Source organism: Collinsella aerofaciens, assembly GCF_005844325.1.
Classification (GTDB): Bacteria; Actinomycetota; Coriobacteriia; order Coriobacteriales; family Coriobacteriaceae; genus Collinsella; species Collinsella aerofaciens_G.
Genome location: NZ_SPFY01000004.1, coordinates 14352 through 28414, shown reverse-complemented (window position 1 = coordinate 28414; position 14063 = coordinate 14352). Strand labels below are relative to the sequence as shown.

The following is a 14063-nucleotide window of genomic DNA, read 5'->3' as shown; positions in this document are numbered from 1 at the left end:
CATGGAAACGTTGATTCTCGCCCTGCTCGCGACTCCTTTGGTGTTCTCGCTGGTCATGGCGTTTTTGCCCAAGAACACGTCCTATAACGTGTTTGCCGGTCTCAACCTGGTCTCCGTCGCAGCCGTCCTGGTGCTGTCGATTATGACGGCCGGCGACGTCCTTATGAGCGGCGAAACCGCGAGCGCTCTTGGCCTGTGGTTCCACCTCGATTCGCTGGGCGCCATCTTTGTGCTGCTCATCGGCTTTATCGGTTTTCTTACGGGGCTGTTCTCGCTGCCCTATGTAAAGGCCGATATCGAGGAGGGCTCCATGCCCGCCGAGCGCGCCAAGCAGTATTTTGCGCTGTTTAGCCTGTTTGTGTTCACCATGCTGCTCGCGTGCCTGTCCAACAACATGATCCTCACGTGGGCCGCCGTGGAGGCAACCACGCTTTCCACCGTGTTCCTCGTGGGTATCTACAAGAACAAGACGGCCCTCGAGGCTTCTTGGAAGTATGCGATGGTCTGCACCGCCGGCGTGGCCTTTGGCCTGTTCGGTACGCTGCTGATCTACGCCAACGCCGCCGACGTGATTCCCAACGCCCACGAGGCCGCGTTCCTGTCGTGCGTGCTGCCGTATGCCGACCAGTTCGACCCGACGCTCATGCGCCTCGCCTTTGCGTTTATCGTGATCGGCTTTGGCACCAAGGCCGGCCTGTTCCCCATGCACACTTGGCTGCCCGATGCCCACTCCCAGGCCCCGAGCCCTGTCTCGGCCCTGCTCTCGGGCGTGCTGCTTAAGTGCGCCATGCTTGTGATCATGCGCTTCTACGGCTTTACCATCCAGGCCGTGGGCGCCGAGTATCCGCAGCTTTTGCTGCTGATCGTCGGCACGCTGTCCATTTTGGTGGCGGCACTCTCGATGTTTCGCCAGGACGACCTCAAGCGCCGCTTTGCGTACTCGTCTGTGGAGAACGTGGGCGTTATCGCCCTGTGCCTGGGTATCGGTGGCCCGCTGGGTATCGCCGCGGCCCTGCTGCACTGCGTGTTCCACGGCTTTACCAAGACGCTTGCCTTCTGCGTGTCCGGCAACATCCAGCACGCCTTTGGTACGCGTAGCCTGGCCAAGATTCAGGGTGTCGTCGAGGTTGCCCCCGCAACCGCCGCGCTCGCCGTCCTGGCGCTGCTCGGTCTTGGCGCCTTCCCGCCCTTTGGCATGTTTATCTCCGAGTTCCTGACTTTTGTCGCCGGTGTTACCGCCGGTCCCATGTGGCTGGTCGTCGTGGTCGCCCTCGGTCTTACCGTGGCCATCTCCGCGCTCACCCGTATCGCACTCAAGTCGGTATTCGGCCATGCGCCCCAGGGCATGGGCAAGCATGAGGCTCCGGCGCTCATGCTTATTCCCGAAATCATCCTGGCTGTCATGATCTTGTGGTTTGGCATCGCCACCCCGCTGCCCCTCGTGCACGGTGTGGAGACCGCGACCGGCATCGTGCTCGAGCAGAGCACCGAGGAACTTCACGCGACGCCGATGTACCGCGCTGTGTTCGGTACCGAGACCGCTCAGAGCGAGGTGAAGTAACGAATGATTGAAACTGAGAACAAGGTGTATGCCCGTCGCTGCGAGAGCCATGTCGAGGCCCTGCGCCGCGCCGTTCCGGGCTGCATCGAGAAGGTTGAGTGGCAGTGCGAGGACCAGCTGACGATTACCGTCAAGCAGGACAAGCTGCCCGAGGCCGTCCACTACCTGTACTACGAGCGCTACGGCTGGATTCCCGTGATCATCGGCAACGATGAGCGCAGCCTGTGCGGCCGTTACGCCGTGTACTACGTCATCTCCATGGAGGGGGAGGACCCCGGCTGGGTGACCGTGCGCACCGAGGTCGATCCCGCCAAGATGACGTTCCCGTCCGTGACGCCGTTCGTCCCCGCCTGCGTGTGGGGCGAGCGCGAGCTGCGCGATATGTTTGGCCTGATCCCCGAGGGTCTGCCCGACCGTCGTCGCCTGGTGCTGCCCGACGATTGGCCCAGCGGCCTGTACCCGCTGCGCAAGGACTCCATGGACTACCGCTTCCGTCCCGCTCCCGCGAGTGACATGGAAAACTACGAGTTCTTGGCCGATACCAAGGGCAAGGAGACGACGCTTGTCCCCATGGGCCCGTTGCACATCACCTCCGACGAGCCCGGCCACTTCCGCCTGTTCGTTGAGGGCGAGACGATCGTCGACGCCGACTACCGTCTGTTCTACGTGCACCGCGGCATGGAGAAGGTCGCCGAGACGCGCCTGAACTATGACGCCGTGACGTTCCTCGCCGACCGCATCTGCGGCATCTGCGGCTGCGCCCACTCGGTGGCCTATGCCGAGGCCGTCGAGCGCGCACAGGGCATCCATGTCCCGCCGCGCGCCCAGTACATCCGCGCCATCATGCTCGAGGTCGAGCGTCTGCACTCACACCTGCTCAATATTGGCCTCGCATCGCACTACACCGGCTTCGACTCCGGCTTCCAGCAGTTCTTCCGCGTCCGCGAGAAGTCCATGGACCTGGCCGAGAAGCTCTCCGGTCACCGCAAGACCTACGGCCTCAACGTGATCGGCGGCGTGCGTCGCGACATTTTGGCCGAGCAGAAGCTCTCCACGCTCACGACCATCCACCAGCTGCGCTCCGAGGTTCAGGAGCTCGTCGACGTCTTGCTCTCCACGCCCAACTTCATTGAGCGTACGAGTGGCATCGGCATCTTGGACCGCAAGATCGCACGCGACTTCTCGCCGGTCGGCCCGCTCATGCGTGGCTCGGGCTATGCCCGCGACGTGCGCTTTGACCATCCCTTCGACGGCTACGCCGATCCGGACATCCAAAAGATGCACGCCGCCACGGCCGACACCTGCGATGCCTTCGGCCGTACCGCCGTTCGCATCCAGGAGGTCTACGATTCGATCGACATGATCGAGACCATGCTCGAGAACTGCCCGTCGGGCCCCATCCTCACCACGGATTGGGAGTACACCCCGCACAAGTACGCCATCGGTGCCACCGAGGCGCCGCGCGGCGAGGACGTGCACTGGGCCATGCTCGGCAATAACCAGAAGTGCTACCGCTGGCGCGCCAAGGCCGCCACGTACAGCAACTGGCCGGTCCTGCGCTACATGTTCCGCGGCAACACCGTGGGCGACGCGGCGCTGATCGTCGGCTCGCTCGACCCGTGCTACTCCTGCACCGACCGCGTGACGGTGACCGATGTCGCCGCCAAGCGCGACCATGTGCTCGACAAGGAGCAGTTCGAGAACGTCTGGCGCGACAAGTCGCCGCTTGCGGGCGAGGGCACCATGGCCGCTCCGCTCGATGAGGAGGCGCTCTAATATGCTGAAGCTTTGGAAGGTTAACGCCAAGGCCGGCGACGCGACGGTCAAGTACCCGTTTGCGCCGTTCCCTACCAACAAGGACATGCGCGGCAAACCCGAGCACAATGCCGAGCTCTGCATCGCCTGCGGTGCCTGCGGCGTGGCGTGCCCGGCCGATGCCATTCGCATGGACACCGACCTTGCGGCCGATACCATTACCTGGTCGATCGACTATGGCCGCTGCATCTTTTGCGGCCGCTGTGAGGAAGCCTGCCCCATGGAGGCCATCAAGCTCACCGAGGAGTTTGAGCTGGCCGTCATGAGCAAGGACGACCTCACCAGCAAGAGCGTCTACACGCTCGAGCACTGTTCGCGCTGCGGCAAGCCGTTTGCCCCGCACAAGGAGATCGACTACGCCAAGCGCCTGCTGCAAAAGGCCGGCGGCATGGAGGCCGAGCAGGCTGCCCGTACCGTCGGTATGTGCCAGGAGTGCAAGCGCGAGCTCGACGCCCTGCGCGCCGCCTCGGCCGTAAAGACCGGCAACGCTGCCGGCATGGCTGCCAACGAGACGCTTGCGTCCGGTGAGCCCCAGGGCCCCGGCATGGAGTATCTGGGCGGCCACGGCGTGAACCCGGAGTATATCGACCGCGAGCTCAACCCCGATGCGCCCGAGATCCCCGCCGGTCCTGCACCGGTCGAGGGCATCATCATGGATTTTGAAACGAAGGAGGAGTAACCATGGCCGAACCCACGCTTTTGCCCGAGCGGCTTCAGTACCGCCCGACCAAGATCGAGCTCGACGAGAGCATCGAGAAGGCCAAGGCGACCCTTCTTAAGAAGATCAAGCGCTCGGTGTACGTCTACCGTGTCGACTGCGGCGGCTGCAACGGCTGCGAGATCGAGATCTTCGGTTCCATCACGCCCGTCTTTGACGTCGAGCGTTTTGGCATCAAGGTCGTGCCTTCGCCCCGTCACGCCGACGTGCTGCTGTACACCGGTGCCGTGACGCGTGCCATGCGCATGCCGGCCCTGCGCGCTTTTGAGGCCGCACCCGATCCCAAGATCGTAGTGTCCTATGGCGCGTGCGGCTGCACCGGCGGCATCTTCTACGACAACTACTGCGTCTGGGGCGGTACGGATAAGATTCTGCCGGTCGATGTCTACATCCCCGGCTGCCCGCCCAGCCCCGCGCAGACCGTCTACGGCTTTGCCATGGCACTTGGCCTGCTGGACCAAAAGCTCCATGCCGAGACCACGGTGGAGGCCGCCGGCGAGCAGGCCGATATCCTGCACCCCGGCGTGCCGTACAAGCTGCGCGTTGCCATCGAGCGCGAGGCTCGCGCCATGAGCGGCTACCGTTACGGCCGCGACTTGGCCAACGAGTTTATGGATACGCTCGAGGGCGCGCCCAAGGGCGATATCCGCGGTGCCATGGCGCTGCTCATCGACAAGCAGGATGATCCTCGCCGCGTTGAGGTGTACTCGGCGTTACAGGATCTGGTACTGGCCGGAGGTCGCTAGATGGAGCTCACGGACCGCTCTGGTTACTTTGCGGGCCCCGGCATGCTCGGCGGCTCTTTTGGCGATGCCTCGCGCGCAAGCGACGAGGCCGCCGAGGGCGTCGCCGACCCCTGCCTGGGCCATACGCCCGACCAGGTGGTCTTCTATGAGCTCACGCGTAAGTTTGTGGAGACCGAGGAAGACGTTCCCCAGGAGGCCTGCGACGTGCTGTACTACACGCTCGCCGTGGGCCACCACACCGGCGTGCTCGACTGCTTTGAGCCGCGCCTGTCGGTGCCGGTGAACGTGTTCTATACGCTTATCGACGCGCTGCCGGAGGGGGAGGCCAAGACCAAGTTCGAGGCCATCCGCTCCTTTGGCGAGTGCCAGCTCGACAAGGCGGCGGTGCCGTCGCTGCTCGAGGCCTGTGACACGCTGCTCGACGATCGCGGTTTTCGCGGTTCGGCCAAGGCCGGCATCTCGGTGTTCGATAACGACTTTGGCCTGCATGCCCAGCAGGTTGCGTTCTTAATGAAGTTTCGCGATCTGGTTGAGCGCGTGCGCGATGTGTCGGGCGTGTATCTGACGGGGAGGTTGCAGTAATGGGTCGCGTTGTGGATGGCCGTGTGAACGACGCCCCGTTTGCGGGCATTGTGCTCACGGCGGGAAGCGTGCTGCGCGCCGACGATGCCGCTGGCCCCGTGCTCTCCAAAAAGATGGAGGACACGCCCATCGCCGGTTGGTACACCATCGACGGTGGTCAGACGCCCGAGGACGACATCATCGAGGTCAAGCGCGAGCGTCCGCCGCGCCTAGTGTTGGTCGATGCCGCCGACATGGCGCTGCCCGTCGGTGCCATCCGCCTGCTCGATAAGACCGACGTCGCGCGCAAGTCGATGTTCACCACGCATTCGCTTCCCTTGTCGATTCTGATCGAAGAGATTGAGCAATCGTGCGAAGATATCGTCTTCATAGGGATTCAGCCGGGCGACACGGAGTTCTACAACCCCATGTCCCCGGAAGTCTTTGACGCCGTCGACGCCGTGTACGACGCCGTGGCCGCCAACGACTTTTCCCACTTTGTCCGCTTGGGACAAGAGCAATAGGTGCGCTTGTCCCTGCTGATTAGGAAAGAAGTGATTGACATGGCAGATTCCAAGGCAGAATATCCCGCTCCCGATTGCCTGGCGCCCGCCGCGATCGAGGCCAAGACCGAGGCCGCCGGCGTGACCAAGGCCAACCTGCCGGTCGCAAAGGCCTTTCTGTTGGCAATGTTCGCCGGTGCGTTTATTGCCTTCGGTGGCCTGTTCTTTACCGTGTTCTTGAGCGACAGCACGCTGGGCTGGGGTGCCCAGCGCGTCGTGGGCGGTCTGTGCTTTTGCCTGGGCCTGGTGCTGGTACTGGTGTGCGGCGCCGAGCTGTTTACCGGTAATTCGCTTATGGTCTGCGCGCTCAAGAGCAAAAAGATCTCCCTGGCTCAGATGCTCAAGGCATGGGTCGTCGTGTGGGTCGGCAATTTTGTCGGCGCTCTGTTCATCGTCTTTTTGGTGTATATGGCCGGCATTTACAAGCTCAACGGCGAGGCGGTCGCCAATTCCATGGTGAGCGTCGCCGCCGGCAAGGTGACGATCGACTGGGTGACGATCTTCTTCCGCGGCATCCTGTGCAACATCTTTGTGTGCCTGGCCGTGTGGATCGGTACCGCCGGCAAGACCGTGGTCGATAAGGTCGTGGGCATTCTGCTGCCCATCGCCGCCTTTGTGGCCTGCGGTTTTGAGCACTGCGTCGCCAACATGTACTTTTTGCCTATGGGCGCCGTGATGCATGCATGCGGTTACGGTGCCGACGTCGCTGGCGCTGATGCACTCAATGCTGCGGGCATTGCGTTTAACCTGTTCGCCGCCACGCTGGGCAACATCGTGGGCGGCGCGGTTCTGGTCGCGCTCGGCTACTGGTTTATCTACGCCAAGAAGTCCGAGGCGTAAGGTGCCGTCTGTTTGACGTTGGGCCTCCCGCGGGGCGTTGCCGTGCGGGAGGCTTTTTGGGTCTGGGGCTCGTTGCTGGGCTGTTTGCCTGTTGTGTTTGGCTTGCGAAAGGGGTAATCGAGATGGCATCTGCTGTGGAGCGTGACGGTCGCGCCGTGGTGACCACATGCGGGGGATGCTATGCCGATTGCGCCTTTGCAGCCCATGTTGAGGATGGGCGTGTGGTGGCCGATCTGCCGGTGCCGGGGCATCCGTGCGCGGCGCGTGCCCTGTGCGCCCGCGGACGGCATCGCCTGGCAATGCCGTTTGACGAGCGCGACCGCATCGTGCACCCCATGTGTCGCCGCCAGGATGGCTCGGGGTTCGATGCGATTTCCTGGGACGAGGCGTTTACGCAGATCGCTGCGCGCCTTGGGGGGATTGTTGACGGGCATGGTCCGCGCGCGCTGGGCATGACACTTGGTGTGCCCTCGTTCGACCGCTACTGGGCGTTTCGTTTTATGCATGCGCTGGGTTCGCCCAACGTATACGGTGCCGATGGCGCCTGCGAGGTAAGCCGGCTTACCGGTTGGGAGCACAGCCTGGGCTACAGCCCCGCTTCCGACCTGGAGCATACCGATTGCATCATGTATTTGGGGCGTTCCATTGTCGATTCGTCGACGATGGGAGCCGTTGACGCACTCAACGATGCGCGCCGGCGCGGGGCGAAGATCATCGTGGTTGACCCCCGGCGCAGCGGTTCGGCCGCGCTTGCCGACCGCTGGCTGCGCGTGCGTCCCGGATGCGATTTGGCGTTGCTGCTGGGTATCGCACATGTGCTGGTAGCCGAGGACCTGTACGATCACGAGTTCGTGGACCGCTACGCCACAGGCTTTGACGAGCTGGCGCAGGCGGCCAGTGCTTGGACACCCGAGTGGGCCGAATCGATGTGCGACGTGCCGGCCGCAGAGATTGTCGCCACGGCGCGCGATCTCGCTGCCGCCGCGCCTGCCGCTGTGGTGGATGCGGGCTTTCATGGCGGCATCGGTATCGCGTATGCCAACAGTACCCAGACCGCGCGCGCGATTTGTCTGGTCGATGTGCTGCTGGGCTGCATCGGACACGCGGGCGGTGCCCTCAACCCGCCCACGCCGCTTGCGTTGGGCGACCTCGATCCCGCACGCTTTGCGACGCCGCCGGTGCCGCGCGGGCCCAAGCTGGGGTCCGAGCGCTATCCACTGGTCGATCCGGTGCGCGGTCTGTGCACGACCATCGGTCAGTCGATTCTTGCCGGCGATTTGCGTGGACTCATCGTCTATGCCAGTAACCCCGGTGCGGGCTATGGCAATGCGCAGGCTTGGTTGGGTATTTTGCAGCAGCTTGACTTGCTCGTGACGATTGATATTCGCTGGTCCGAGACAGCGCGCGCTTCTGACTTCGTGCTGCCCGACGTGACGTATCTGGAGGCCGACCGCGGCGTGGGAACGGTGGCGGGCGTCAACGACGCGCGCGTGTTCTACCGCAACGCCGTGCTGCCCGTGCAGCATGACGACACGCGTCCCGGTCGGGAGATTTTTGCCGGTCTGGCGCAGGCGTGTGGCATGGGCGAGTACTTCCAGTTTACGTCTGACGATCTGGCGGCTGCCCAGGTGGCGCCTTTTGGGATCAATCTGGACGAGCTCAAGGAGCGCGGCTGGGCCGACACGGGTGTTGCGTTGCCGTCGCGTACGGGCGAGCCGGTGATTCCCTTGGATCGCGGCAAAATTGCGCTGGCAAGCGACGTATGGGAACGAGCCGGTCTGGGTCGTGTACCCAACTGGATCGCTCCCATGGTGGAGCCTGCCCCGGGGATGTTTCGCCTCATTAGCGGTAACCGTCCCTTTGAGTCGCACACCTCGCGCAGGCTTGCGGCCCAAGGTGCCGCCGAGGCTGGATCGGATCTGGATGCCGTGCAGATGAATGCCGATGCCGCCGCTCGCATGGGTATCGCCGATGGCGAGGTCGTCGAGCTTGTGAGCGACATGGGCCGCGATCGCGTGCGCGTGGAGACGACGCCCTATCTGCATCCGGCGTGCATCTTCACCTCGGCCGCCCCCGGTGGGCGTTCGTTTGGCGCCGATGCCGGTGGCGCTCAAGCCCTGGGCGTGGGCCCGCTCGACCATACACCGTTGCGTTGGGACCCGTTGACGGGCGCCGCGCTCACCCAGGAAAACGCCGTTCGCGTGGAAAAGATCGCGGCACGCGAGGATAATAGCGAGTAATTGACTCAGCTGATGCATTCGACTGATCCACGTTTCTTTTGAAAGGCCGTACATGAGCGATAGCCAGAACATGTCCGATGAGGTACGCGCCCGCCTGCGCGCCATTCCTTCCGTCAACGAGCTGCTTGCCGAGTGGCCGGTAGTGAAGGCGGCGGGGGAGACCTGCGACGCGGTGGTGCATGCCGCCGTGACGGCCGAGCTCGACGAGGAGCGCGCAGCCATTCGCGCCGGTGCTGCCCCGCGCTCTAAGCGCGACCTTGCCTCGGCCATCGAGTGGCGTGCGCACCGCTCCGCGTTGCCGAGCCTGCGCCCTGCCGTCAACGCCACGGGTGTGGTCATCCATACCAACTTGGGCCGCGCCCCGCTCGCGGAGTCGGCGGCAAAGGCCGTGGCCGAGGTCGCGCGCGGCTACAGCACGCTCGAGTACAGCGTCGACACCTGCTCGCGAGGGTCGCGCAAGGAGCATGCCGCGCAGCTCATCCGCTCACTCACCGGTGCCGAGGACGCGCTCGTGGTCAACAACAACGCCGCCGCGGTGCTGCTGGTGCTGGCGACCCATGCCGCGGGCAAAGAGGTTATCGTCAGCCGCGGCGAGCTTGTCGAGATCGGCGGCAGCTTCCGCATCCCCGATGTCATGGCGGCTTCGGGCGCCAAACTCGTCGAGGTCGGCGCCACCAACCGCACGCACCTGGCAGATTATGAGCAAGCCATCACACCCGATACGGCCATGATCCTCAAGGTTCATCCTTCCAACTATCGCATCGAGGGCTTTCACGAGGAGGTAGGCTCTCGGGAGCTTGCCGCCCTGGCCCACAAGCATGGCCTGCTGTTCTACGAGGACCAGGGGTCGGGCGCGCTGTTGCCCGACGACATCTTGGTGCGCGGAGGCGAAGAAACCACGCCGGCTTCGGTCGCGGCGGGGCTCGATATCGTGTCATGCTCGGGCGATAAGCTGCTCGGCGCCGCGCAGGCGGGCATTATCATGGGTCGTCGCGATCTGGTCCAGGCCTGCGGGTCGCATCCGCTTATGCGTGCCCTGCGTCCGGGTAAGCTTGCACTGGCGGCGCTCGAGGCTACACTGCGCATTTACATGGACGGGGCGGATGTGGCCCATCGCGAGGTGCCGGTACTCAACATGCTCACGCTTCCGCAGGCTCATCTGGAGCGTCGTGCCCGCAAGCTCCGCGATCGCATGGCCGCCGGGCTCGATAAGGCGGGTTGCCCGTGCGCCGTTGAGTTGGAGATTGTCGAGGAGTCCTCGACGCCCGGTGGCGGTTCGCTGCCTACCGTTGAGCTGCCCACGATGTGCGTGGCCGTGCGTCTTGTTGACAAGCGCCTGACAGTCGACGCGCTCAAGCGCTCGCTTGTCCAGGACTTCGACACGCCGGTCGTCACGCGAACCTCGCACGATCGCATTTTGTTTGACGTGCGCACGCTCGTTGGCGACCGCGATATCGAGACGGCGGCATCGACGCTCGTCGCGTGCGTTGAGAAGGCGATTGCTCGATGAGTGAGGTTCAAGCGCTGGTAGAGTGTCCCGTTATCGTTGGCACGGCGGGCCACGTTGACCATGGTAAGTCGGCACTGATCGAGGCGTTGACCGGCAAGAATCCCGACCGTCTGGAGGTTGAGCGCCGTCGCGGTATGACCGTGGAGCTGGGCTTTGGCGAGCTGGCACTGCCGAGTGGCAAGATCGTTGGCCTGGTCGACGTGCCGGGCCACGCGCATTACTTGCGCGCCATGGTGCAGGGCGCCACGGGCATCGACGTGGCGGTGCTTGTGGTTTCGGCTGTCGAGGGCGTGATGCCGCAGACCCGCGAGCACGTGCATGTGCTGGAGCTGCTGGGCGTTACGCATATGGTGGTCGCGCTGACGATGTGCGACCTGGCCGACGCCGAGATGACCGAGCTTGCCGAGCTCGATGTCGATGACTTTTTGTCGGGTACCGTGTTTGAGGGCGCGCCGATTGTGCCCGTGTCGTCCAAGACCGGCGCGGGAATCGATAACCTGCTGGTTGCGCTCGACGAGCAGGTTGCCGCTTGCTGGGATGCCTGCCGTGCTCGTGCCGAGCTCACCGATGCCGCACCGCGTCTGCCCATCGACCGTTGCTTTACGATCAAGGGCGCCGGTACCGTGGTGACGGGAACGCTGCACGATGCGCCCGTCGCGGTGGGGGATGAGCTTGTCGCGCTGCCGTCGCGTACGGCCTGTCGCGTGCGTGGGATTCAGGTGCATGGCGATACGCTGCGGGCGTTGCCCGGTCAGCGTGTGGCGCTCAACTTGGTGGGCGATGCCGTCGCCGCGCTCGATCGCGGTGAGATGCTCGGTGTGGCGGGCCGCTTTGGCCAGACGATGCGATTTATGATGGCGTTTACGTATTTGGGTCGCGAGGGAGCCAAGCCGCGTGTGCTCGAGTCGGGTGCGCGTGTGCACGTGATGGCGGGTACAGCCGAGGTTGTCGGTCGCATCATGTTCATGGAGGGTGAGGCCCCCATGGCGGTGGGCGAGACCCGTATTGTTCAGGTGCGCTTGGAAAACTCGCTGCCGCTGCGCGCCGGGGACCATGCCGTGGTGCTGTCCTATTCGCCCGTGATGCTTATTGGCGGCGGGCGCGTGCTGCTTTCGCGCTGCCGTCGCTCGCGCGAGCTTGCCGAAGGAGAGCGTGCGCTGTATGCGGCGCTTGAGTCCGGCGATATCGCGGGCGGTGTGGGCGCTTGGCTGGCGCTGCAGACGCTGCCGGTTACGACGGCTGATGTTGCCGAGGCTTTGGATCTTGGTGTCGGCGAGGTCGATGCCGCACTGCACGGGTTGGTGGCGCGAGGTGTTGTTCGCGAGCTTGCCGGCTCGGGCGGTACGCTGTATACGAATGCCGCTGTGCTCGACGCTGCGATGGACGCACTGGCGGCGACCCTGTCAGCCATGCACACAGCGTCTCCTAAGGAGACGGGCTTTACGCCCGGCGCCGTCGCCCATGCTGCGTGGCCTGCCGCCGATGAAGTCGTTGCCGCGGCTCTGATTGCCGAGGGCTGCTCGCGTGGCGTGTGCGCCGCCGAGGGTGCCGAGGTATTCGACCCGCACTCCGCTGCCGCCGCGGCGCGTGTGGTGCGCGAGGCCTGCGAACGTATCGTTGCCTTGCTGGACGAAGCCGGCCTCGATGCACCGGCGCTTCCCGAGGTGGGCGAACAGCTGCAGCTCGGCCGCGACGCCATGACGCGTGCCCTGCGCGAGCTTTCGCTCAACCGCTCGATCGTTAAGGTCGAGCGCGACGTTGCCCTGTCCGCTGCCGCTGAGGCTCACGCGCGCGAGCTCGTCGCCGCCGTCATCGCCGAAGCCGGCGGTGCTGCCACCACGAGCGTGCTGCGCGAGGCGCTGGGTGTGTCGCGCAAACGTGCCATCAGCATCTTGGAGCACCTGGATGCCGTGCGCTTTACGGTGCTCGACAAGGACGCCGGCGGCCTGAGGTCCCTGCGCTAGGCCGGTCACTCGCTCCCACCTCCTCAGTTGCGGTGAAATAGTTCCTATTTGGAGGCTTTGGCAGCAAATACAGGAACTATTCCACCGCAACTTCTTGTTCGTCTTTTTGGGATGGAGCCGTTTCGGTTTGGTAAAATACCGCCGCACTTGGGAACGGATGGGCTCCGGTGGGCTCCGCGGTCCTCAAAACCGTTGCGAGGCGTGCAAAACGTCTTGGATGTGTTCGATTCACATACGTTCCCGCCATACGCTACCAGCGCTTTTGTGCTCGCGGTCTTGCTGCGTGCCGCAAAGGCGCTGTTTTGTTTTTGCACAGGTTTGCCGTACCGCCCGCTTTTTCGGCGACGGTATTTGGCTTCGCGTGCCGGGTTTTGAGCATGCCGATGGGGGTGGTTTGCCGTATGACTACCGTAAGACGGGCCGATCTTTCTTGCGTCGTTCAAGCGGGCGGGATGTCCTCGCGCATGGGCTGTGACAAGGCACGAATGTTGTTTTGCGGCGAGCCCTTGATCGAGCGCGTGCTGTGCCGCCTGGCTCAGGTTGCCGGCGAGTTGGTCGTGACGACTTCGCGTCCCAGTGAGCTTGCCTATCTTGAGGAGCTTATGTTTGATGGCCTGCGCCCCCGCGTGGTGATGGACGTCGACGGTCCCGCCGGTGCCATGCGCGGCATCGCGAGCTCGTTGGCCGCGGCCCGATTGCCGCTCGTGGCGATCGTCGCCTGCGATATGCCGTTTGTCTCGCCGGAACTTATCGGCGCGCTTGCCGATCGTGTTGAGGCCGAGGCGCTCGACGTGTGCGTGCCGCGCGAGGAGCGGGGGATTGAGCCGCTTTGCGCCGTCTGGCGCCGTGACGCTTGTGCGCCGGCCGCCCAAGAGCTGCTCGCCTGCGACCGCCAGCGCATTCGCTGCCTGATCAATCGCGTTCAAGCTGGTTATATGGATGAGCCGCAGATCGTTAAGGCCGCGGGCTCGACGCTCTGCTTCGAGAACGTCAATACGCCCGAGGAGTTTGCGGCGGCCGAGTTACTCGCCTAGACGATTGGAGTTGCCATGTCTCACGATATTTGTCCCGACACGGGAGAACCTTGCACTTGCGACGGGTCCGAACCCTGTACCTGCGGTTGCGGTGGCTGTGGACATACTGCGGAAGAGGAAGCGGCCGCCGCGGCGTATCGCGATGCACACCGCGAAGGCCCGTCCGGTGATGCTCTCGACCATGAACGCAAAATCATCGTGTCGTTCGACAGCACCTTCGATGTGATGGAATGCGAACAGCTGTGCCTTGCCGCCGGTGTTCCTGGGCGCATCATGCCGCTGCCCGGCTCCATCACCGCCGGCTGCGGACTGTGCTGGGCCATGCCGTTCTCGGGCGATGCCCTCGCCGCCTTCCGCGCCGCCACCGAGGGCCGCGTAACCCCCGCCGACTACCACCAGCTCGTCCTCTAACCACCAACACCACCACAAAGGTGCCTGTCCCCAATGTGGTGGTTTGGAACACGTGGACGAAACAGGTTTGAAACACGGGTTTTGCACGTCAGGCACTCAA

12 protein-coding genes and 1 tRNA gene are annotated in these 14063 nt (G+C 64.1%); all 13 read left to right on the top strand.

The annotated features are described in order from the left end of the window. The first annotated feature begins 1 nt into the window (after position 1). The 13 genes from FGQ61_RS02260 (at position 2) to FGQ61_RS02205 (ending at position 13963) form a co-directional block, all read left to right on the top strand. Positions 2 to 1561, top strand: a complete 1560-nt coding sequence (locus tag FGQ61_RS02260; protein ID WP_138374442.1) for a hydrogenase 4 subunit F — start codon at positions 2 to 4, stop codon at positions 1559 to 1561. A gap of 3 nt (positions 1562 to 1564) precedes the next feature. Next, positions 1565 to 3337, top strand: coding sequence for a hydrogenase large subunit (locus FGQ61_RS02255; protein ID WP_118259006.1), 1773 nt, complete (start codon positions 1565 to 1567; stop codon positions 3335 to 3337). Between the two features lies 1 nt (position 3338). Beyond that, positions 3339 to 4055 (top strand): formate hydrogenlyase complex iron-sulfur subunit, encoded by a 717-nt coding sequence (locus FGQ61_RS02250; RefSeq protein WP_070097519.1) that lies wholly within the window; start codon positions 3339 to 3341, stop codon positions 4053 to 4055. A 2-nt stretch (positions 4056 to 4057) separates the two neighbouring features. Further along, the gene (locus FGQ61_RS02245) at positions 4058 to 4840 is read left to right on the top strand and encodes an NADH-quinone oxidoreductase subunit B family protein (RefSeq protein WP_006234107.1); all 783 of its coding nucleotides are present in this window, start codon (positions 4058 to 4060) and stop codon (positions 4838 to 4840) included. After that, positions 4841 to 5422, top strand: a complete 582-nt coding sequence (locus tag FGQ61_RS02240; RefSeq protein WP_138374441.1) for a formate hydrogenlyase maturation HycH family protein — start codon at positions 4841 to 4843, stop codon at positions 5420 to 5422. Further along, on the top strand, positions 5422 to 5925 hold the full coding sequence (hycI, locus tag FGQ61_RS02235; protein ID WP_117847581.1) for a hydrogenase maturation peptidase HycI: 504 nt from the start codon (positions 5422 to 5424) through the stop codon (positions 5923 to 5925). Before FGQ61_RS02240 ends, hycI begins: the two co-directional genes overlap by 1 nt. A 39-nt stretch (positions 5926 to 5964) precedes the next feature. Continuing rightward, positions 5965 to 6804 carry a formate/nitrite transporter family protein gene (locus FGQ61_RS02230; RefSeq protein ID WP_138374440.1) on the top strand — a complete coding sequence of 280 codons (840 nt, stop codon included), beginning with the start codon at positions 5965 to 5967 and terminating at the stop codon, positions 6802 to 6804. A gap of 122 nt (positions 6805 to 6926) precedes the next feature. Next, complete coding sequence (locus FGQ61_RS02225; RefSeq protein ID WP_138374439.1) at positions 6927 to 9044, top strand: molybdopterin-containing oxidoreductase family protein; 2118 nt, start codon at positions 6927 to 6929, stop codon at positions 9042 to 9044. Between the two features lie 52 nt (positions 9045 to 9096). Continuing rightward, positions 9097 to 10554, top strand: coding sequence for an L-seryl-tRNA(Sec) selenium transferase (gene selA / locus FGQ61_RS02220; RefSeq protein ID WP_212745428.1), 1458 nt, complete (start codon positions 9097 to 9099; stop codon positions 10552 to 10554). After that, positions 10551 to 12518, top strand: coding sequence for a selenocysteine-specific translation elongation factor (selB, locus tag FGQ61_RS02215; protein WP_138374438.1), 1968 nt, complete (start codon positions 10551 to 10553; stop codon positions 12516 to 12518). The genes selA and selB overlap by 4 nt, the downstream gene beginning before the upstream one ends. A 149-nt stretch (positions 12519 to 12667) precedes the next feature. After that, positions 12668 to 12764, top strand: a tRNA-Sec gene (locus tag FGQ61_RS09565). A gap of 155 nt (positions 12765 to 12919) precedes the next feature. After that, positions 12920 to 13552, top strand: coding sequence for a molybdenum cofactor guanylyltransferase (gene mobA / locus FGQ61_RS02210; protein WP_171021480.1), 633 nt, complete (start codon positions 12920 to 12922; stop codon positions 13550 to 13552). A 15-nt stretch (positions 13553 to 13567) separates the two neighbouring features. Next, the gene (locus FGQ61_RS02205; RefSeq protein ID WP_138374436.1) at positions 13568 to 13963 is read left to right on the top strand and encodes a putative Se/S carrier protein; all 396 of its coding nucleotides are present in this window, start codon (positions 13568 to 13570) and stop codon (positions 13961 to 13963) included. Positions 13964 to 14063 lie beyond the last annotated feature (100 nt).